This is a genomic window from Enterobacter sp. 01-M-03-SI-ECC (genome assembly GCF_047530215.1).
Lineage (GTDB): Bacteria > Pseudomonadota > Gammaproteobacteria > Enterobacterales > Enterobacteriaceae > Enterobacter > Enterobacter chengduensis.
Map to the genome: position 1 here is coordinate 76,268 of NZ_JBLKDA010000019.1, position 20,549 is coordinate 96,816.

Consider the following 20,549-nt stretch of genomic DNA (forward strand, 5'->3'; position numbering starts at 1 on the left):
CTATGCTAAACACACGTTTTTCCGCGAGCCTGATGCTCATCGGCTGGCTCTGCCTCAGCGCGAGCGCCTGCGCGCAGGCACTTTCTTTTATTGCGCCCAAACAGAGACCACAGCTGGAGGCGAGCAAGCCCTGGCCGCAGAACCAGTTTCTGGTGCTGGCCTACCACGACGTAGAAGATGATGCCGCCGATCAGCGCTACCTCTCCGTTCGCACCAGCGCGTTAAACGAGCAGATAAGCTGGCTGCTGCACAACGGCTATCACGCCATCAGCGTGCAGGACATTCTGGATGCCCATGACGGGAAAAAAACGCTGCCGCCGAAAGCGGTTCTGCTCAGCTTTGACGACGGCTACAGCAGCTTTTACACCCGCGTCTGGCCGCTGCTGCAGGCGTGGAACGTTCCTGCGCTGTGGGCGCCGGTGGGCAGCTGGGTGGATACGCCGGAAAATCAAAAAGTTAACTTCGGCGGCCTGATGACGCCCCGCGATCGCTTCGCGACGTGGGATAGGGTGCGCGAGCTGAGCCGGTCTCCGCTGGTTGAGATTGGATCGCATACCTGGGCCTCGCATTACGGCATTCCGGCTAACCCGCAGGGCAGCCGGGAACCGGCGATCGCCAACCGCTATTACGATAAAGCCACGGGCCGCTATGAAACGGACCAGCAGTTCAGCCAGCGGATCGGCGATGACGTTCGCAAAGTGACTGAAAAAATCACGCAGGTGACGGGCAAAGCGCCGCGCGCCTGGGTCTGGCCTTACGGCGCCGCTAACGGTACGTCGCTGGCGATCGCCAGACAGCAGGGTTACCAGCTGGCCTTTACCCTTGAGGATGGGCTGGGTAACGTGCAGGACCTCGGGAACATCCCCCGTCTGCTGATCGCCGGAAATCCCTCGCTCAAGGCGTTTGCCAGTACGGTCAGCCAGGTTCAGGAGCGCGATCCCGTGCGCGTCATGCACGTCGATCTGGACTACGTATACGATCCCGACCCCGCCCAGCAGACCCAAAACATCAATAAGCTGATCCAGCGGGTCTACGACATGAAAATCAGCCACGTTTTCCTGCAGGCGTTTGCCGACCCGCAGGGCGACGGCAGGATCAAGGCGCTCTATTTCCCCAACCGCTGGCTGCCGGTTCGGGCCGATCTGTTCAACTTCGTCTCCTGGCAGCTGCAGACCCGCGCGGGGGTAAAAGTCTTCGCGTGGATGCCGGTGCTCTCGTTCGATCTCGACCCTGCCCTGCCGCGCGTGCAGCGTCGGGATCGTCAGACCGGCCGGCTGCACGAGGCCACCGAGCCCTATATCCGGCTCTCCCCCTGGGACCCGCAGGTGCGCCAGAAGGTGACGGATATCTATCAAGATCTGGCCCGCTATGCCAGCTTCAACGGGATCTTGTTCCATGACGATGCGGTGTTGACGGACGTGGACGATACCGCTCAGAACAGCACGCGCCAGAAAAGCCAGACGCTTATCGGGTTTACCCACACCCTGAGCCTGGCGGTAAAGCATATCCGCGGCCCGCAGATAAAAACCGCCCGCAATATGTTCGCCTTACCCATTCTGCAGCCGGAAAGCGAAGCGTGGTTCGCGCAAAATCTTGATGATTTTCTGGCGGAGTATGACTGGACGGTACCGATGGCCATGCCGCTGATGGAGTCCGTCCCGGTTGACGAGAGCGATGCCTGGCTGACGCGTCTGGTTAACGCGGTCGCTGCCCGCCCCGGCGCGCTCGATAAAACCATTTTTGAACTGCAGGCGAAAGACTGGGATCGGCAACCGCAGCGCGCCGTATCCGACAGCCAGCTTGCGCAGTGGATGCGCGTGCTCCAGCTGAACGGCGTCAAAAACTACGGTTACTACCCCGACGATTTCATCAACAACCAGCCTGCTATCTCACACATCAGGCCTGAATTTTCCTCCTACTGGTACCCTGACAATGACTGATCGCATTATCGCATTCTCTATTTTATGTCTGGTATTCGGGTTGCCGTTAGGCGTGGCCGCCCTCTTTACCGGCGAGCTGATTCTGGATTTTGTCTTCTTCTGGCCGCTGTTCATGTCGGTGCTCTGGATAACCGGCGGCCTCTATTTCTGGTTTCAGCTTGAACGCCACTGGCCGTGGGATAAAGAAACACCGCCGCCCGCGCTGCCCGGCGAGCCGCTCATCTCCATTCTTATTCCCTGCTTCAACGAGGGCAGGAATGCCCGGGAGACCATCAGCGCCGCGCTGGAGCAGCGGTATGAAAATATTGAAGTCATCGCCATCAACGACGGCTCGTCTGACAACACGGCGGAGGTCCTGCAGGCCCTGGCACAGGAGCAGCCGCGTCTTCGGGTGATTAACCTCGCGGAGAACCAGGGAAAAGCGGTGGCGCTCAAAGCCGGGGCGGCGGCGGCCCGGGGCGATCTGCTGGTCTGCATTGACGGCGATGCCCTGCTCGATCGCGATACGGCAGCGTATCTGGTGGCACCGCTGATTCAGTATCCCCACGTTGGCGCGGTTACCGGGAATCCGCGTATTCGCACGCGATCGACGCTGATTGGCCGCATTCAGGTGGGCGAGTTCTCATCCATCATTGGGCTCATCAAGCGGACGCAGCGGATCTATGGCCGGGTGTTTACCGTCTCCGGCGTCATCGCCGCCTTCCGACGACAGGCGCTGGCGGACGTCGGGTACTGGAGCCCGGACATGATCACCGAAGATATCGACATCAGCTGGAAGCTCCAGCTGCGCCACTGGGATATCTTTTTCGAGCCGCGGGCGCTGTGCTGGATCCTGATGCCGGAGACGCTCAAGGGGCTGTGGAAACAGCGTCTGCGCTGGGCCCAGGGCGGCGCGGAGGTGTTTCTGGTCAACCTTCGCAGGATTGTCCGCTGGGAGCATCACCGCATGTGGCCCCTGTTTCTGGAGTACGCGCTGTCGACGCTGTGGGCCTTCGCTTACGCGATGACGGTGCTGCTGTTCCTCCTCAGCCACGTCGCGCCTGTTCCCGCCAGGCTGACCGTGGAGAGCCTGTTTCCACCGGAGTTTACCGGGCTGCTGCTGGGCGTGATGTGCCTGCTGCAGTTCCTGGTCAGTTTGTACATTGAGCGGCGCTATGAGCGCAAGGTGGCCAGCTCGCTGTTCTGGGTGATCTGGTTCCCGATGGTGTACTGGATGATCGGCCTGTTCACCACCCTCGTCGCCTTTCCAAAAGTCATGCTTAAACGTCAGCGCGCTCGGGCGCGCTGGATCAGTCCGGACCGGGGAAAAGGAAGCATTCAATGAACGAAAATACCTTAATTCTGACCGAGCATCGGCTATTGCCGCGTCTTTTCGATGCCGCGTTGACGCTGCTGGCGTGGGGAGGATTTCTGTTTTTCCTCTATGCCAGGCTCTGGATGCAGCTTACCGATGAGAGTGAACACCGATGGAGCGTGATTATTGCCTCCTTTAATACGGTGCTGGTCTATCTGCTGTTCGCCGCGCTCAACGGCTGGCTGCTGATTTTGTGGTATCAGTACAATCGCCGCCGGGCCCACGTGAGGCGGCGCCAGCCGGGCTATTTTCACCAGGAGGAGCTGGCCCGCAGCTTTAACGTCTCACCGCAGATCATCTCCGAGATGAGCCAGTACAACCAGCTGACGGTTTACCATGACCAGATTGGCCGCATCATCGATTTGAAGATAGCTGCGCGAGAGAACGAAGAAGAAGAGTAAAAAAAAGCCCCCGCCGGATGGCCTGCGGGGGCGTCTTTATAGCGGAGCCGCGTTACTTATCCTTCACCACGATCAGCGGCTCAATATCGCTCTCTTTCTTCACCACCAGCGAGTCATCGCCGCGCAGACAGGTTCCCCCGTAGTTCCCGCCTACGGTAAAGGTACAGACCTGAATGTACTTGCCGTCGACCTTCGGCAGGCACCACAGCTGCTGGTAAATGTTTTTGCGGTCGACAAACTTGCCGCTGGATTTATCCAGAAGCTCGTCCTGGGCGCTGATGAGATCGATATTGCTGCCGCAGCGTCCGGCAATCGGCTTGACGGCGTATCCGGTCTGCTTCAGCAGATCGTTAACCTCAAAATCGGTGTCGAGCAGGTAACGGTGGTTCGGGAAGAGCTGCCACAGCACCGGCAGAATGGCTTTGTTGCCCGGTATCACCGTCCAGAGCGGTTCGAAGACCAGCACCTCGGGGCGCAGCAGGACGTCAATCAGGCGGACTTCGCCTTCAGGATGTCCGGTGCGGATCGGCACGGCGGCGTATTCAGTTTCGCTGACCTCGCGGATCTGCTCTATCGCCGTCTCCCACGCCCAGGTTTTCCACACGCAGTTGACGTGGCGACCTTCGTCGTCAATCAGCTGTCCGGCGGCATCCCAGCTGAGCGCCCCCAGCCCGTGCAGGATTTTGGTCTCGAACCCGGCCTGCATCAGCGAGCGCTGAATAAAGAGCGCGTGATAATCCTCTTCGACATCGTTGTCCTGCATGATGTGGACGAACGGCCGCGCGTGGCTGTGCTTCCACGCGCCGGTCAGCTCTTCCAGCAGGCCTTCCGCCGGGTTATGCCCGTTGCCGCGATAGCCGTTTTTCACCCACTCCTCAAGGATAAGCCCGCCCTCGGTATGGCATGACGCGGAATCGGCGTTGTACTCGTAAACCTTGATGCCGCGCTCGTCCATGCAGAAATCCATACGACCGGTGATCATATGGTGGCGACGCCACTGCCAGGAGAGGCGCAGGCGCGGCCAGAGGATTTTCGGGATGTCGAAAAGCGCCAGCAGGCTGTCGTCTTTCAGCACCTTATCGGTGGCGTGCAGGTACATCAGGTGCAGCTCGTTGGTGGCCTTGATCAGCTCCTGCTCGGCGCTTTCGGTAATGGTGAAGTACTGGCAGGGATCTTTATTGATCACATGGCCGTTGGCGCGGATATACGCCTGCTGCAGCGCGTCATTTTCGTTGAGCCACTTCCCGTCGAACTGACGCGTGTTTTTCAGCCGCGCGCCGCTGATTTTCAGCAGTTCGCCGTCGATTTCCGGCTGGGGAATGCTGTGTTCCGCGTCGTCGGTCTGGATCATCCAGCCGAGAATCTCAGTGTCGCTGAAGGTGTCATGGAGGGTGTAACACCCGTTCTCGACGCTCAGACGCAGCTCGCGCGTCCACTGCTGCCCGAGCGGCAGCGGAGCGTGAATGACGTTCTGCTCAGCTATGCGCACCTTATCGTCCAGAAGCTGGGTGATCACCGCCACGTGGCCGGTCTCGTGAAACTCGCCGCCCTTTTGCCAGATCAGCAGCGCTCCGGCGCGCGGCGCGCGTTTCGAACCGTTGGCAAACGCCTGAAGGGGCAGAATATTGTCGTTCACCACCTGACGCAAAAAGCGCAGGGAGAAAATCTCCCACGCCATGCCGACGTCGGTAAACACGAAGCCATAGTTGAGGAACAGGAAACGGCGGGCGAACTCCACGCACTGCCACTTGTGGCCCATGTATTCGTTGCCGATATAGCTGCGAAAATCCGCGTCTTCCGGGTAGTTGCGCGGGTCCAGACTGCCGTAATTTGAAGAGTAAATCGCCACGCCACCGGGCGCATAGCCTAACAATGTCCCGAATGGCGCATCACTGCTTAACGTTCCTTTACGCATGTATCCAACCTAAAACAGGCAGGCGGCAATTTTTATTGGTTGTCGTCGTCTGCACGTTGTAATTAACCTGACAGAGGAACGTTTATCATACACCTGCGCGGCAAATTATTCGTCGCAACAATGACTAAAATTAACAACAGCGCTGGGGATAGCGTTGTGCCGCCGGTCATGCCGGGTGGCGGCTTCGCCTTACCCGGCCTACAAAACACAAAATCTCGTAGGTCGGGTAAGCGCAGCGCCACCCGACACGTTTAAGGCTCACATCTTAAACAACCAGCATGCCGCGAAATGCCCTGGCGCGATCACCTGCATCGCGGGCTCCTGTGTCTGGCAAACCGGCATGGCGTGCGGGCAGCGGCTGCAGAACTTACACCCCGGCAGCGCGGACGTCGGGCCCGGCATTTCGCCGCGCAGGGTCGCGTCTTCGAGATTGCGAATGCGCGGGTCGGGCTGAGGAACCGCTGCCAGCAGCGCGCGGGTGTAAGGGTGTGCCGGACGCTGATACAGTTCATTCGCCGGGGCCACCTCCACCAGCTTACCGAGGTACATCACCCCAATCCGGCTGGAGATATGGCGCACCATCGAGAGATCGTGGGCGATGAACAGATAGGTCAGCCCCAGCTCCTGCTGCAGATCCTGCAGAATATTCACCACCTGCGCCTGCACCGAAACGTCCAGGGCCGAGAGCGGCTCATCGCAAAGCACAAACTCAGGACGCACGGACAGCGCGCGAGCAATACTGATGCGCTGGCGCTGCCCGCCGCTGAACTCATGCGGGAACCGTTCAAGATGTTCCTGCTTCAGGCCCACTTTGTAGAGCAGCGTTTCCGTGCGCTCGCGCTGTTCTTCACGGCTATAGCCGTGGATCTGCATCGGCTCGGCCACCAGCTGCCGCACGGTCATCCCGGGATTGAGCGAGGAGTAAGGATCCTGAAAAATCGCCTGCATTCGTTTACGCAGCGGCTTAAGCTCTTTCTCACGGGCGTGGGCGATCGCCTGCCCGGCAAAATGGATCTCGCCGGAGGTGATATCGAAAAGGCGCAGGATGGCGCGCCCGAGGGTCGATTTTCCACAGCCGGACTCGCCCACCAGGCCAAACGTCTCGCCGGGCTGGATATCAAAGCTCACGCCGTCGACCGCCTTCACGGCCGCCCCTTTACGCAGCAAACCGCCGCTAAGCGGATAGTGCTTGCGCAGATCGCGCACGCTCACTAACGGCACCTGGTGTTCACTCATGCCTGAATCTCCTTATCGGCCCATAGCCAGCAGGCGGCGCGATGGCCCGCTCCGGTGGCGTAAAAAGCGGGCTGCCGCTCACACTGGGGCATGCGTTTCGGGCAGCGTTCGGCAAACGGGCAGCCCGGCGGCGGGTTAAGCAGGCCTGGCGGCGCACCTTCAATGGGCGATAAACGTTGATTGGCCTCATCCGGTCGCGGCAGCGAGGCCAGCAGCCCCTGGGTGTAAGGATGCGCAGGGCGATAAAAGATGTCTTCCACGCTCCCCTCTTCCATCACCAGCCCGCCGTACATCACCACCACGCGGCTGCACACCTGCGCGACCACGCCGAGATCGTGGGTGATCAGCAGAATCGCGGTTTGGGTCTCCTGTTGCAGGCTTTTCAGCAGGCGCAGGATCTGCGCCTGAATAGTCACGTCCAGCGCGGTGGTCGGCTCATCGGCAATAAGCAGCTTCGGATTGCAGGAGAGCGCAATCGCGATCATCACCCGCTGGCGCATCCCGCCGCTAAACTCGTGGGGATACTGGTCGTACCGGCGTTCCGCCTCGGCAATCCCCACCTGTTCCAGCATGGCGATGGCCGCCGCTTTGGCCGCTTTTTTGGTCAGCCCTTTGTTGCGCATCAGGATCTCCGCCATCTGTTTGCCGATGGTCAGCACCGGGTTCAGGGCGGTCATCGGATCCTGGAAAATCATCGCGATCTCGTTGCCGCGAATGGCGCGCATCTGCGCGGGCGTTTTCTGCGCCAGATCGTCATTCTGGAAGCGAATGCTGCCGCCGGTTATCCGCCCGTTGTTCCCCAGAAGCTGAATGATCGACTTACAGGTGACGCTTTTCCCGCAGCCCGACTCGCCCACAATGCCGACAAGTTCTCCCGGCTGCACCTGAAAGCTCACGCCGCGCACCGCGTGAACGTCACCCTCGCGGGTGCGGAAGGTGGTTTGCAGGTTCTCAAGCGCTAATAAGTTACTCATCGCGATTCGCTCCTGGCTCAAAGGCGGTACGGAAGACATCGCCCAGCACGTTAAAGCTGAACACCGTCAGCAGGATCAGAATACCGGGGAACATCGCCAGCCACGACGCTTCGCCAATATAAGACTGCGCGTTGTTAAGCATGCTTCCCCACGACGCCGCCGGCGCCTGCACGCCCAGCCCTAAGAAGCTGAGCGTCGACTCCATCAGAATGGCCGAGGCGATATTGAGCGTGGCGGCCACGATAATGGTCGGCAGCACGCCGGGAATAATGTGGCGCACGATAATGCGAAGGGGGTGCTCTCCCGACGCGCGGGCATAAAGCACGTACTCGCGCTCTTTCACCGATAGGGTTTCAGCCCGCACCAGCCGCGACATGTTCATCCACGTCAGCAGGCTGATGATCAGAATGATGTTTTCCACGCCCGGCTTGAGGTAAGCATTCACCACCAGCAGCAGGAAGAAGGCCGGAATGGCCATCAGAATATCCACGGCGCGCATCATCAGGTTATCCAGCCAGCCGCCAAAATAGCCGCTCACCGTTCCCACCACCGTGCCGATAAGCGTGGAAAAGAGCATGGCGAGAAAACCGACCATCAGGGAGATCTGCCCGCCATACAGCGCGCGGGTGAAGTAGTCGCGTCCATACTCGTCGGTGCCGAACCAGTGTGAGGCATCCGGCGGGAGCGTGCGTGCGCCGAGCGCCATCCGATCCGGATCGTACGGACTTAACCCCGCACTGAGCGCGGCGACAACGAAAATAAAAAGTACAAACAGGGAGAACTGCGCCGGACGGTTGCGGCGCAGCTGGTGACGAACCTGCTGCCAGCGTCTGCTCATCCGGGTTACCTCAGCGTACGAATGCGGGGATCGGCGAAGCGATAAAGCAGATCGGCGATCAGGTTGCCGACGATCAGCATCATCGACGAGAGCATGATGATCGTCATGATCAGCGGGTAGTCCAGCGAAGCGATCGACTGGATCCCAAGCAGCCCCATTCCCGGCCAGGAGAAGACGCTTTCCGTGACATAGGCCCCGACAATCAGCTCGCCGAACGACAGGCCGAACAGGGTAATCACCGGCAGCAGCACGTTTTTCAGCACGTGGCGGAACAAAATGCTGGAACGCGTGGCGCCGTAGGCCAGCTGGGTCTGGACGTAGTCGGCCGAGAGCTGCGAGATGGTGTTGGAGCGGATGTAGCGCACGTAGCTGGAGAGGTTGTAGAACGTGAGGGCAATACACGGCAGCACGCCGTGGCGCAGCACGTCCAGCATATTATCCTCCATGCCGATGGTGCGCATTCCCATGCTGGGGAACCAGTTAAGCTGCACGGCAAAGACCGTGATGAGCAAGATGCCGAACCAGAAAATCGGCACCGAGATGCCGATATAGGCGAACAGGTTCAGCAGGTGATCCAGCCAGCGGTGCTTAAATGCTCCCGCCAGCAGGCCCAGCGGGATCGCCAGCAGGATAGCCATCAGCAGCGACGCGCCCATTAGCCCCAGCGTGGCCGGAATGCGTTCGCCGATCATCTCCAGCACCGGTCGATGGTAGATTAACGAATAGCCGAGATCGCCCCGCAGGACGTTTTTCAGCCACAGAACGTACTGCGTGACCAGGGGCTTATCCAGCCCCAGGCTCTGGCGAATACGCTCGATATCTTCCGGGGCCATACGCGGCGTGATGTACGCCGCCACCGGATCGCCGGGTGCGAGTTTGACCAGCAAAAACGCCACCAGTGAAATAAAGAACAGCATCGGCAGCAGCTGCAGCAGCCGACGCGTGAGGAGTGTGTTCACGACATGCCCTTACCAAGGCCCCGACCTGACGGCCGGGGCAATGACTTATTTCTGATAGATTTTTGACAGATCCTGGAACAGATAGACCGGTTTCGGCTCCGCTTCCTCGGTGCCGCCGAAACGCTTGTCCACCGCGACGGTCGCATTGGTGTAGGCGATCGGGTAGTAGGTCATGTCGTTTGCCACGGTCTGCTGAATTTGCCTGTAGATATCGGCACGTTTTGCGGCGTCGGTTTCCACGGCGCCTTTATCCCACAGGGCATCAAACTGCGGATTTTTGTAGTGCGCGTAGTTATAGGCTTCATTGCTCATGAACAGCGATTTGTAGCCGTCCGGCTCTGAACCCATGATGTAGCCACCCAGGTTCAGCTCCCACGCGGTATTGTTCATATCGAGGCTGCGCTGAGACATGGCGTTGGAGTCCAGCGGCATCAGCTCTACGTTCACCCCAATGCCCTTCAGCGCCTGCTGAATGTAGAGCGCCATGCTCTCCTGGGTTTTGCTGGTGTTCAGATACGCCAGGCGCAGCTTGAGGTTGTCCGGCGCGCCGGACGTCTTCAGCAGGTCTTTGGCCTTTTGCAGATCGAATTTGTACTGTTCAACGTCATCGGTCTTGTAAAGCGTATCGGGCGTCAGGAACGACGTCGCCGGTTTCGCGTAGTCCAGCGAGGTAAACGCGGTCTGGGTCAGCTCGTCCTTGTTGATGGCATACGCGATGGCCTGGCGCAGCGCTTTGCTCTTCATCACCGGCACGTTCTGGTTGAACGTCATATAGGCCAGACGGCCTTCCGGATAGACCACGAAGTCAAACTTACCGGTATTTTTCAGGCGGTTCACATCCTGCGGGTCAACCATCTTGAGGTTGATTTCACCGTTTTGCAGCGCCAGGTTGGCGGCGTTGCTGTCTTTGGCGAAGCGGTAGGTGACCGAATCAAGCTTCGCCTTGCCGTTCCAGTAATCGTCAAAACGGGTCAGAGCGTAATACTGCCCGGCGCGATACTCTTTGAATTTGAACGGGCCAGAACCCACGGGCGCATCGTTTTTGCTGCTCTTTTCCAGGTCGCCTTCGCTGGCGAACACGTGCTGCGGGATCGGGTAGATCTGTACCAGGGTGCCGGTAAAGGCCGCGCTGACCTGCGGTAAGGTGAACTTAACGGTGCGATCGTCAACCTTGCTCACCTGTACCGGCTTATCGCCGTACGTAAACATGCTGCGGAAGAAGCTGTGCTGTTTGGCATCCAGCAGCTTATTGAACGTGAAGACCACGTCGTCCGCCGTCAGCGGCTGTCCGTCCTGCCATTTCAGGTTGGGTTTTAACGTCAGGGTGTAGCTCAGGCTGTCGGCGGAGGGCGTCAGGCTTTCCGCCAGGCCCCATTCGATCTTACCGTTGTTGAAGCTATAGAGGGGAGCATACAGCGCCTGCATGATCGTTAACGTCGTGCGGTCACTGGCGTAGAGCGGATTCACGGCTAACGGGTCGCCGGAGGTAATTCCGATAATCAGCGAGCCGCCCGCTTTTGGCGCGTCGCTTTTTGCCGCTGAGGGCGTATTTGTCTCTTTATTTTTCGCATCATCACAGCCCGCCAGGCCTAACGCGAGCGAAACGACCACTGCCGATAACAGAAGCTTGCGCATCTCACTAACTCCTTGCCTTATAAAGTGTTTATGACTGCATCTTTTATTTATGTTGAAGCATCATATGCAGCTTTATCCATTAACGCATTAATTATGAAAATGCCATTTTCGATTAAGCTTATGCCAGATTTGATATATATAAGCGCCGGAAGGAATAGCGGCAGATCGATTACGCTCAGTTCGTTAAACGCTTCACAAATCTCCTGCTACACTGCCTCAACACATCACTCAAAAGGCAGGCCAACATGTCAGACAACACGTATCAGCCACCCAAAGTGTGGGAATGGAAAAAGAACGGCGGCGGCGCGTTCGCCAACATCAACCGCCCCATTTCCGGCGCAACGCATGAGAAAGATCTTCCTGTCGGTTCGCACCCGCTGCAGCTCTATTCGCTGGGTACACCGAACGGCCAGAAGGTGACGATCATGCTCGAAGAGCTGCTAGCGCTGGGCGTGACGGGCGCGGAGTACGACGCGTGGCTGATCCGCATCGGCGAGGGCGATCAGTTCTCCAGCGGGTTTGTTGAGGTAAACCCGAACTCGAAAATACCGGCGCTTCGTGACCACTCCACGAACCCGCCAACGCGCGTATTTGAATCCGGCAATATCCTGCTCTACCTCGCAGAGAAATTCGGTCACTTCCTGCCGAAAGATCCGGCGGGACGCACCGAGACGCTGAACTGGCTGTTCTGGCTGCAGGGCGCGGCGCCATTCCTCGGCGGCGGTTTTGGCCACTTCTACAACTATGCCCCGGTGAAAATTGAGTACGCGATTGACCGCTTCACCATGGAAGCCAAACGCCTGTTCGACGTGCTGGATAAACAGCTGGCGCGCGGCCGCTACGTGGCGGGTGAAGAGTACACCATCGCGGATATCGCCATCTGGCCATGGTTCGGCTGCGTGGCGCTGGGCAGCGTCTATAACGCCGCCGAGTTCCTCGACGCAGAGAAGTACACAAACGTGCAGCGCTGGGCGAAAGACGTGGCGAATCGCCATGCCGTCAAGCGCGGACGCATCGTTAACCGCACCAGCGGCGAGCTGAGCGAGCAGCTGCACGAGCGCCACGCCGCGAGCGACTTCGAGACCAATACGGAAGACAAGCGTCAGGCATGACGACTGGCCGGGCAGTTCGCCGCCCGGCAGACAGATCCTTGTCGAGGGCATGATTAGCCTAAAGGTTGAGCCGGTATTGCTGGCACTATCTGGCCGTTTCTCTCCTTTCAGACGCAGAGAAATGACGTATCAACTAACAGCAGTCACAAAGGATCTGTTATGAAACTCATTAAAACAACGCTGGTGATCGGCACCCTCATTTTTTCCACCTCGGGAATGGCCATCGACAAAACCGCCGCAGGGGCGGTCGCGGGGGCGGCTATTGGCGCGGCCACGGGCAAAGATCTGAAATCAACCGTGGGCGGTGCCGTTGTGGGCGCAGGCACCGGGGCCATGTTCAAAAACGGCGACAAAGGCAAAGCCGCGCGTAAAGGCGGTGCGGTAGGAGCTGTCGTGGGCGCGGGCGCAGCGGCGGTGACCGGTAAGAGCGTGCTGAAAGGCGCGGCCGTGGGTGCTGGTTCAGGCGCGCTGATAGGTGAAGCGACGCACTGATAGACTTTGCCGGGCGTCTATGTGCTCGCCCGGCTTTTTTGAAACCCTTCACCATCGTATCAATGGTGATGATCGTCATACTGATGCTCAATCACCATCCCTTCCGCCACGCTCGCAACATGGCGTGCACGCGGGTGATAAACCGGAGCAGGCGCAGCATAAACGGTTTGGGCGGGTGCAGGCGCAACGCTTACCGCCTCAGGAACCGTGGTTGATTGCGGAACAAGCACGACCTTATACCCGGAAGGGACATCGACCGTGACGCTCTGAACCATTGCGGTATTGACCATAGCAAAACCTGCCAGAGCAGCACATAAAATAATAAGCTTTTTCATAAATTGAATTATTTCCGGTATCAAGAAGATAATTCATTATGTCGACTGAATCTTAAGACAATATTAATTTTCATATTTTGAAATGTGCAGAAAATGCCAAATATATTGTTACAACAAGATAATTTAATATATTAAATATATTGACTTGCGCTATTAAAAAAAGAAAACGCACACTCAATGGGAAAGTCGTGAATAATGCAGGGCCGCTCAGTGCGGCCCTGCATCGTTGCGTTATGCCGTCAGGCGGAACTTCTGCACCGAGCGCTGAAGATCTTCGGTCTGACGCTCCAGCGCCGCCGCCGCCGCAGAAACCTCTTCAACCAGCGAGGCGTTCTGCTGGGTGACGCCGTCCATCTGGGTAATCGCAATTCCGACCTGCGAAATGCCCTTGCTTTGCTCCTCAGATGCAGAGGCGATTTGCTTCATAATGGTCGTCACTTCCGTCACGTCGCGCAAAATTGCATCCATGGTGGTGCCGGTGTCGCTCACCAGCTGCGCACCCTGCTCTACGCGGGAGACGGAGTCGGTAATCAGCCCCTCAATCTCTTTTGCCGCGTTGGCGCTGCGGCTTGCCAGGTTGCGCACTTCTCCTGCAACCACGGCGAAACCGCGCCCCTGTTCGCCCGCGCGCGCCGCTTCAACCGCCGCGTTGAGTGCCAGAATATTGGTCTGGAAGGCAATGCTGTTAATCACGTTGGTGATTTCAGCAATTTTCTTCGAGCTTTCCGAAATTCCGCTCATGGTGTTCACCACCTCCTCCACCAGCGAGCCGCCGCGGCTGGCGGTGGTTGAGGCCACATCGGCCAGCTGGCTCGCCTGACGCGCGCTTTCCGCGTTGAGCTTAACCGTGGCGGTCAGCTGTTCCATGCTGGCTGCCGTCTCTTCCAGCGCAGCCGCCTGCTCTTCGGTGCGGGACGAGAGATCGTTGTTACCGCTGGAAATTTCCGTTGCTCCGCGCCAGATATTTTCACTGCCGGAGCGGATCGTGCTGACCGCTTCGCGCAGGCTGTCCTGCATGGCGCTCAGCAGCGGCACCAGCTGCCCCACGCAGTTGCGGCCAAACGGCTCGATGGGCTGGCTGAGATCGCCCTGGGCAATCTGGCGGAACTGGTGGCGAATGCGCTCCAGCGGTTTGACCAGCATCGCCACCAGGTAACGGTCGGTGAAGAGCAGGATCAGCAGGCCGATAATCGTGGCGATGATAATCACCGTGCGGGTCATGCTGGTCAGTCCGTCCACCACCACGCGGGTGCTGTCGAGCGACTTCGCCGCAGCATTGTTAAACTCTTCAGCCGCCGCACCGAACGCGCGGCTCAGCGGTGGAGTAACGCTGTTAGCCTGCTGACGATAGCCGTCCAGCGCGTCCTGTTTCGCCTGCTGCATTTGCGGCGTCACCCCCTGTTCCAGCAGCGCCTGCCAGGTGCCGATCACCCGGGCAGAGATCTGCTCATCCATCGGGCCTGGGGAGATCGCTTTCATCTCGGCCAGCTTCTTGCCCATGTTATCCAGCGCCTGCTGGGCAGAGGCCAGATCCGGCGTACCGCCTGCGGCCTTGACTTCCATTGCGCGGCTCAGGCGAGTCACGAAGCGGAAATACTGATCGTTGCCCTGGCTGAGCACCGTCATCTGTTTCACCAGCTGGCGGTCAACGTCGTTGCCATCTGAAACGCGAGACAGGGACCAGGTGCTGTACAAGCCAACGCCCGCCCACATTAAACAAAAGATCCCGAGAATCGCCAGCATGACGAAACGGATCGTGAAATTACGGAGCATATTCATAAGTCTTCCTTGCCGTGAGGGTGAGTTCGCCCAGAGGCGAGTACTTCTCTCGTTATCGGCAGGAAAGAGGGAAATTATAACGTTTTGTGATCATTTTTAATTAGCAGGGCTTCACTGGTCGCACAGCAACCGTTAACCATTATCTTCGCGCGTAGTGATGTGATAAGTTCAGAATGAAAACGACGTTTCAAAAAATTATTGATAAGAAAAGGAGACATCATGTCCTGGTACCCTGACGCTTCCCGCTATGAACATATGCAGTACCGCTACTGCGGAAAGAGCGGCCTGCGCCTGCCCGCGCTGTCGCTGGGTTTATGGCATAGCTTCGGCCACGTTCAGCCTCTTGATGCCCAGCGCGCGCTGCTGCGCAAAGCCTTTGACCTCGGCATTACCCATTTCGACCTTGCCAACAACTACGGCCCGCCGGCAGGCAGCGCGGAAGAGAATTTTGGTCGTCTGCTGCGCGAGGACTTTGCCGCATATCGCGACGAGCTCGTGATCTCCACCAAGGCAGGCTACGACATGTGGCCGGGGCCATACGGTTCGGGCGGATCACGCAAATATCTGCTCGCCAGCCTCGATCAGAGCCTGAAGCGTCTGGGCGTCGACTACGTGGATATTTTCTATTCCCACCGCGTGGATGAAAACACGCCGATGGAAGAGACGGCCTCTGCGCTGGCCCACGCCGTGCAGAGCGGTAAAGCGCTGTATGTGGGCATCTCCTCCTACTCAACCGAGCGCACGCAAAAAATGGCCGAGCTGCTGCGCGAGTGGAAGATCCCTCTGCTGATCCACCAGCCGTCCTATAACCTGCTTAACCGCTGGGTCGATAAGACCGGTTTGCTGGACGCGCTGGCGGCAAACGGTACCGGCTGCATCGCCTTTACCCCGCTGGCGCAGGGGCTGCTGACCGGAAAATACCTGAACGGAATTCCTGAAGATTCACGCATGCAGAGTGAAGGGAAGAAAGTCCGCGGTCTGAACGAAAAAATGCTGACCGAAGCCAACCTGAACAGCCTGCGTTTGCTGAGTGAAATGGCGCAGGCGCGCGGTCAGTCCATGGCGCAGATGGCGCTGAGCTGGCTGCTGAAAGACGCGCGCGTGACCTCAGTGCTGATTGGCGCAAGCCGCCCGGAACAGATTGAGGAGAACGTTCGGGCGCTGGATAACCTGCACTTTAGCGAAGATGAACTGGAAAGAATCGACAGGCATGTTGCGGATGGAGAGTTGAATCTGTGGCAGGCGTCGTCGGATAAATAAGGCCGCACCGGGCAGTCCCCTCTCCCGTTTGGGGAGAGGGTTAGGGTGAGGGGTAAGGTGTACTTTATTTCTTACTGATCTTATCCAGATACCCCATCACAAACGCCGACAGCACAAACGTCAGGTGGATAATGACGTACCACATCAGTTTATTATCCGGCACGTTCTTCGCGTCCATAAATACGCGTAACAGGTGAATAGAGGAGATCGCCACAATCGACGCGGCCACTTTATTCTTCAGCGACGAGGCGTCCATTTTTCCCAGCCAGCTGAGCTTCTCTTTACGCGCGTCGATATCAAGCTGGGAGACAAAATTCTCGTAGCCGGAGAACATCACCATCACCAGCAGTCCACCCACCAGGGTCATATCCACCAGCGACAGCAGAACCAGAATTAAATCCGCTTCGGCAATTGAGAATATGTTCGGCAGAACGTGCCAGATTTCCTGAAAGAACTTAATCGTCAGCGCGATAAGTGCCAGCGAAAGGCCAAAATAGACGGGGGCCAGTATCCAGCGCGAAGCGTACATGGCGTTTTCAAAAAAGCGTTCCATAAAGTCCTGTTTGCAAAAGAAACCAGCGTCCAGTATATCCCAATGACGCTGGCAGTTTGCAATAGCTCACCGGTAGGGTCACTCAGACGTTATCGGGGTTAACCTCCGGACGGGCAAACTCCGGCCAGACCAGCGCCACCAGCTCCGGATAGGCTTCCAGGCTGAACTCGCGAAAACACTGACGTAAATTTAATACGTCGAGATCGGAATAAGAGACCTTCTCGCCGTTAAGGCAGCGCTTTTTGATATTGTCATAATATTTATACACGGCTGAATTCAGATCGCTACAGCGACGCTGTGCCTCAAACAGTCCAGGCGTGTCATTAATTTCCGACATTTTCATCCGCTTAATTGTCGCATGCAAAAAGTCGATATATTCATGGTTCACCCGCCAGTACCAGACAGGCGTAACGGAGTTCATCAATACCGAGAAATGGTCTTCCCCTTCCTCTTTTGTCATGAGTTCCGGTAGCGGCGGTTCACTGGTGTCCGTCGACACTTTCGTTTTATTGAACTCGTGCATCAATAAAAGCACACCAGCGGTCAGAAATAGTAATGTGATGACCGTAAAAAAGATGCTGTTCATGGGTAGGCTCCATTTTTTTTGATTTTAAATTTGCCTCATGATATTGTCAACGAATCTCACGCCTTTACCAACCCGGTAATGACTCCAACTTATTGATAGTGTTTTATGTTCAGATAATGCCCGATGACTTTGTCATGCAGCTCCACCGATTTTGAGAACGACAGCGACTTCCGTCCCAGCCGTGCCAGGTGCTGCCTCAGATTCAGGTTATGCCGCTCAATTCGCTGCGTATATCGCTTGCTGATTACGTGCAGCTTTCCCTTCAGGCGGGATTCATACAGCGGCCAGCCATCCGTCATCCATATCACCACGTCAAAGGGTGACAGCAGGCTCAGAAGACGCCCCAGCGTCGCCATAGTGCGTTCACCGAATACGTGCGCAACAACCGTCTTCCGGAGCCTGTCATACGCGTAAAACAGCCAGCGCTGGCGCGATTTAGCCCCGACATAGCCCCACTGTTCGTCCATTTCCGCGCAGACGATGACGTCACTGCCCGGCTGTATGCGCGAGGTTACCGACTGCGGCCTGAGTTTTTTAAGTGACGTAAAATCGTGTTGAGGCCAACGCCCATAATGCGGGCAGTTGCCCGGCATCCAACGCCATTCATGGCCATATCAATGATTTTCTGGTGCGTACCGGGTTGAGAAGCGGTGTAAGTGAACTGCAGTTGCCATGTTTTACGGCAGTGAGAGCAGAGATAGCGCTGATGTCCGGCGGTGCTTTTGCCGTTACGCACCACCCCGTCAGTAGCTGAACAGGAGGGACAGCTGATAGAAACAGAAGCCACTGGAGCACCTCAAAAACACCATCATACACTAAATCAGTAAGTTGGCAGCATCACCTACCAACCCCACCCTGTTGAAATTAAAGGAAATTAAAAATGCTGCCCGACTATCTCGTCCCGGCTAAGTACCACATTACGCCTGTGGAACAGCAACCGACGGAAGCAGAAAAAGAGGTCAGTTTCACTCAGGGGAAAAGAAAGCTCTCTGATTTTGAGCCTGATATATTAATTGGTGTTTCCCGTACCGGCAAATCCCGTAATATGTTGCTGGAGGAGCACGATCGCCATATAAAAGACCGCTTATTTCGCGCCATAAAAATTGAGGCCTTTGTTCACCTGCTGAATGATCTGCAGGCCGAAGGCGAAATAGATGCCCAGAAACTAAGTCAAATATTGGCCGAAAAAACCAAAGAAATTAACGAGGCGGGCAATGAAATTTGGCTTAACTTAATTACGCGCGAAAAAAATAACCCAATTTTTTATAGCCTGGGGGAAGATTAACGTGAAAGAAATTAACAATAACAACGTTTATTTGACTTTGGATGATAAAAAAAGTGATGAATTTATCTTAAAGCAAAATCTCGACGCGCTGCGAAACACAAAAAATGACGAGATGACGCGTATTACGCAAGACCTGGTATCGATCCCGGCGACGCTGGTGCGGCTGAAATGGCAGAATCGCCGTGAAATTTATCCGCTACAGGTGAAAGAAGAAATTTACGGTGCCGTGATGAACGCCATCATGAAACAGCGGCCAGAGCTGAAAGAGAAGCTCCTGGGTCGCCTCGAGGCCAATTACCAGTATCTGCTTGCCAGAGAAATCGCCACCCTGCGTCTGACCCGCAAACTGTCAGACGGTGAGTACCGCACGTCTAACGTCACCTGCGTTGCGCTTGATGAAGATGCGCTGGCAACCCCCTCTACCGCACCGACGGATACCAAAAACGCATAAACCGCCAGGCATAAAAAAAGCCGGCTTTCGCCAGCTTCTTTATCACTTCATCACTTCGAGGTCGCTTTCTCTTCGCCGACCAGCCCAATCTTCAGGTACCCCGCCTGATGCAGCGTGTCCATCACCTTCATCATGGTCTCATAATCAACGGTTTTATCCGCACGGAAGAAGACGGTGGTGTCTTTCTTGCCGCCGGTAAGCCGATCCAGCGCCGGAATAACCGAAGCGTCCGTTACCGGGTTATTGCCCAGGAACATCGATTTATCCGCTTTCACGGAAAGATAGATAGGCTTTTCCGGACGCGGCTGCGGCTGGCTCGATGAGGCAGGCAGATTCACCTTCACATCGACCGTCGCCAGCGGCGCGGCAACCATGAAGATAATCAGCAGAACCAGCATGACGTCGATAAACGGCGTCACGTTGATCTCATGCATTTCGCCGTTATCGTCCAGATTTTCGTTTAGACGCATCGCCATAGTATCAACCCACGCGCAGTTTGGACGCCGCGTGCACCGGCTTAACCGAGCTGGCGTTCAGGTCAAGATCGCGGCTCTGCAGCAGCAGGACCTGCGCGGCAACGTCACCGAGCGTCGCTTTGTAGCTGCCAATCATGCGCGCGAAAATGTTGTAGATAACCACCGCCGGAATCGCGGCAACCAGGCCGATTGCCGTCGCCAGCAGCGCTTCTGCGATACCCGGCGCCACGACCACCAGGTTGGTGGTTTGGGTCTGCGCGATACCGATAAAGCTGTTCATGATGCCCCACACCGTACCGAAGAGACCAACAAACGGTGAGATCGCGCCGATGGTTGCCAGATAACCGTTGCCGCGTCCCATGTGCCGGCCAACGGCCGCGACGCGACGTTCCAGACGGAAACCGGTACGTTCTTTGATGCCTTCGTTATCTTCACTGCCCGCGGAGAGTTCCAGCTCGTTTTGCGCTTCATTCACCAGCAGGGTCGTCAGGCTTTTCGCGTGAAAGGATGAGGTCATGTCTGAAGCCTGATCCAGAGAGCGGGCTTCAGCCAGCTGCTGCTGCTCACGCTTGAGACGACGCTTCTGCGAAAGCAGCTCGGCGCTTTTGCTGAAGAAGATAGCCCAGGTGACAACGGACGCCAGAATCAGGCCGATCATCACAATCTTAACCACGATGTCAGCATGCTGATACATGCCCCAAACGGAGAGATCCGCCTGCATCAAATTATTACCCACTCTGTATCTCCAGGACGCAAATCACAAAATCTGAGCGTAATAATATCAAAACGTCGTCGAATTGATAGTAGTTCTCATTAGTATTTGCATGGTGCCGTAATTTTCGCTCACTTTCCTTGCGCTTACGCAGTAAAAATTTCTTATGCGGTTTTTTGCTAATATTTTCTGCTTATTCGATAAGCCTGCGGGTGCAGTTTTTTGCAATCGTGGTAGTCTGGACGTCCAGACGTAT

The 20,549-nt window shown here is 56.9% G+C and carries 21 protein-coding genes; 8 read left to right on the forward strand and 13 right to left on the reverse strand.

The annotated features are described in order from the left end of the window. Positions 1–2: 2 nt before the first annotated feature. From pgaB to pgaD, 3 genes are read left to right on the forward strand one after another with little or no spacing between them, the layout of a single operon-like run. Complete coding sequence (gene pgaB / locus ACMWKK_RS17185; protein ID WP_112781517.1) at positions 3–1,940, forward strand: poly-beta-1,6-N-acetyl-D-glucosamine N-deacetylase PgaB; 1,938 nt, start codon at positions 3–5, stop codon at positions 1,938–1,940. Next, positions 1,933–3,264, forward strand: a complete 1,332-nt coding sequence (pgaC, locus tag ACMWKK_RS17190) for a poly-beta-1,6-N-acetyl-D-glucosamine synthase (protein ID WP_112781516.1) — start codon at positions 1,933–1,935, stop codon at positions 3,262–3,264. The genes pgaB and pgaC overlap by 8 nt, the downstream gene beginning before the upstream one ends. After that, positions 3,261–3,695: a poly-beta-1,6-N-acetyl-D-glucosamine biosynthesis protein PgaD gene (gene pgaD / locus ACMWKK_RS17195; protein WP_112781515.1), complete on the forward strand. Its 435-nt coding sequence runs from the start codon at positions 3,261–3,263 to the stop codon at positions 3,693–3,695. Before pgaC ends, pgaD begins: the two co-directional genes overlap by 4 nt. Positions 3,696–3,747: 52 nt before the next feature. Here the strand turns inward: pgaD and gss are convergent, their stop codons facing one another. The 6 genes from gss to ACMWKK_RS17225 all read right to left on the reverse strand — a co-directional run bounded on the left by gss (position 3,748) and on the right by ACMWKK_RS17225 (position 11,252). After that, a complete protein-coding gene (gene gss, locus ACMWKK_RS17200; RefSeq protein ID WP_112781514.1) occupies positions 3,748–5,610 on the reverse strand; it encodes a bifunctional glutathionylspermidine amidase/synthase in 1,863 nt (620 codons plus the stop codon). 258 nt (positions 5,611–5,868) lie between these two features. Next, a complete protein-coding gene (locus ACMWKK_RS17205) occupies positions 5,869–6,846 on the reverse strand; it encodes an ABC transporter ATP-binding protein (protein WP_406542874.1) in 978 nt (325 codons plus the stop codon). Further along, entirely contained in the window at positions 6,843–7,820 is a 978-nt protein-coding gene (locus tag ACMWKK_RS17210; protein ID WP_112781512.1) for an ABC transporter ATP-binding protein, read from the reverse strand. The genes ACMWKK_RS17205 and ACMWKK_RS17210 overlap by 4 nt, the downstream gene beginning before the upstream one ends. Further along, complete coding sequence (locus ACMWKK_RS17215; protein WP_112781511.1) at positions 7,813–8,658, reverse strand: ABC transporter permease; 846 nt, start codon at positions 8,656–8,658, stop codon at positions 7,813–7,815. Before ACMWKK_RS17215 ends, ACMWKK_RS17210 begins: the two co-directional genes overlap by 8 nt. 5 nt (positions 8,659–8,663) lie before the next feature. After that, complete coding sequence (locus ACMWKK_RS17220; RefSeq protein ID WP_112781510.1) at positions 8,664–9,617, reverse strand: ABC transporter permease; 954 nt, start codon at positions 9,615–9,617, stop codon at positions 8,664–8,666. A 45-nt stretch (positions 9,618–9,662) separates the two neighbouring features. Then, the gene (locus ACMWKK_RS17225; RefSeq protein ID WP_112781509.1) at positions 9,663–11,252 is read right to left on the reverse strand and encodes an ABC transporter substrate-binding protein; all 1,590 of its coding nucleotides are present in this window, start codon (positions 11,250–11,252) and stop codon (positions 9,663–9,665) included. Between the two features lie 245 nt (positions 11,253–11,497). Here ACMWKK_RS17225 and yghU point away from each other — a divergent pair, with 245 nt between their 5' ends. Then, entirely contained in the window at positions 11,498–12,364 is an 867-nt protein-coding gene (gene yghU / locus ACMWKK_RS17230) for a glutathione-dependent disulfide-bond oxidoreductase (RefSeq protein ID WP_045331904.1), read from the forward strand. Positions 12,365–12,523: 159 nt separating this feature from the next. Then, positions 12,524–12,856, forward strand: coding sequence for a glycine zipper domain-containing protein (locus ACMWKK_RS17235; RefSeq protein WP_045331905.1), 333 nt, complete (start codon positions 12,524–12,526; stop codon positions 12,854–12,856). A gap of 59 nt (positions 12,857–12,915) precedes the next feature. On the opposite strand, the gene ACMWKK_RS17240 is transcribed toward ACMWKK_RS17235, so the two are convergent. Together ACMWKK_RS17240 and ACMWKK_RS17245 are read right to left on the reverse strand one after the other, a co-directional pair. After that, on the reverse strand, positions 12,916–13,191 hold the full coding sequence (locus ACMWKK_RS17240; RefSeq protein ID WP_406542875.1) for a hypothetical protein: 276 nt from the start codon (positions 13,189–13,191) through the stop codon (positions 12,916–12,918). 231 nt (positions 13,192–13,422) lie between these two features. Next, the gene (locus ACMWKK_RS17245) at positions 13,423–14,970 is read right to left on the reverse strand and encodes a methyl-accepting chemotaxis protein (protein ID WP_112781508.1); all 1,548 of its coding nucleotides are present in this window, start codon (positions 14,968–14,970) and stop codon (positions 13,423–13,425) included. Between the two features lie 219 nt (positions 14,971–15,189). On the opposite strand from ACMWKK_RS17245, the gene ACMWKK_RS17250 reads away from it, so the two are divergent. Then, positions 15,190–16,230, forward strand: a complete 1,041-nt coding sequence (locus ACMWKK_RS17250) for an aldo/keto reductase (protein ID WP_112781507.1) — start codon at positions 15,190–15,192, stop codon at positions 16,228–16,230. 64 nt (positions 16,231–16,294) lie between these two features. Here ACMWKK_RS17250 and ACMWKK_RS17255 read toward each other — a convergent pair whose 3' ends face one another. The 3 genes from ACMWKK_RS17255 to ACMWKK_RS17265 all read right to left on the reverse strand — a co-directional run bounded on the left by ACMWKK_RS17255 (position 16,295) and on the right by ACMWKK_RS17265 (position 18,156). Beyond that, complete coding sequence (locus tag ACMWKK_RS17255) at positions 16,295–16,783, reverse strand: TIGR00645 family protein (protein ID WP_045331914.1); 489 nt, start codon at positions 16,781–16,783, stop codon at positions 16,295–16,297. A gap of 82 nt (positions 16,784–16,865) precedes the next feature. Further along, entirely contained in the window at positions 16,866–17,369 is a 504-nt protein-coding gene (locus ACMWKK_RS17260; RefSeq protein ID WP_045331915.1) for an ESA_00282 family adhesion-associated protein, read from the reverse strand. A gap of 89 nt (positions 17,370–17,458) precedes the next feature. Further along, positions 17,459–18,156, reverse strand: a protein-coding gene (locus ACMWKK_RS17265; protein ID WP_226874028.1) for an IS1-like element IS1A family transposase whose coding sequence is annotated in 2 segments (ribosomal slippage) — positions 17,459–17,907 and positions 17,907–18,156 — 699 coding nt in all. Because the reading frame shifts where the segments join, the coding sequence is not laid out codon by codon here. A 93-nt stretch (positions 18,157–18,249) separates the two neighbouring features. Here ACMWKK_RS17265 and ACMWKK_RS17270 point away from each other — a divergent pair. Next, on the forward strand, positions 18,250–18,654 hold the full coding sequence (locus ACMWKK_RS17270) for a hypothetical protein (RefSeq protein ID WP_008499807.1): 405 nt from the start codon (positions 18,250–18,252) through the stop codon (positions 18,652–18,654). Between the two features lies 1 nt (position 18,655). Continuing rightward, positions 18,656–19,105, forward strand: a complete 450-nt coding sequence (locus tag ACMWKK_RS17275; protein WP_112781506.1) for a cytoplasmic protein — start codon at positions 18,656–18,658, stop codon at positions 19,103–19,105. A gap of 50 nt (positions 19,106–19,155) precedes the next feature. On the opposite strand, the gene exbD is transcribed toward ACMWKK_RS17275, so the two are convergent. Next, entirely contained in the window at positions 19,156–19,581 is a 426-nt protein-coding gene (exbD, locus tag ACMWKK_RS17280) for a TonB system transport protein ExbD (protein WP_112781505.1), read from the reverse strand. A 4-nt stretch (positions 19,582–19,585) separates the two neighbouring features. Then, a complete protein-coding gene (gene exbB, locus ACMWKK_RS17285; RefSeq protein ID WP_112781504.1) occupies positions 19,586–20,317 on the reverse strand; it encodes a tol-pal system-associated acyl-CoA thioesterase in 732 nt (243 codons plus the stop codon). Positions 20,318–20,549 lie beyond the last annotated feature (232 nt).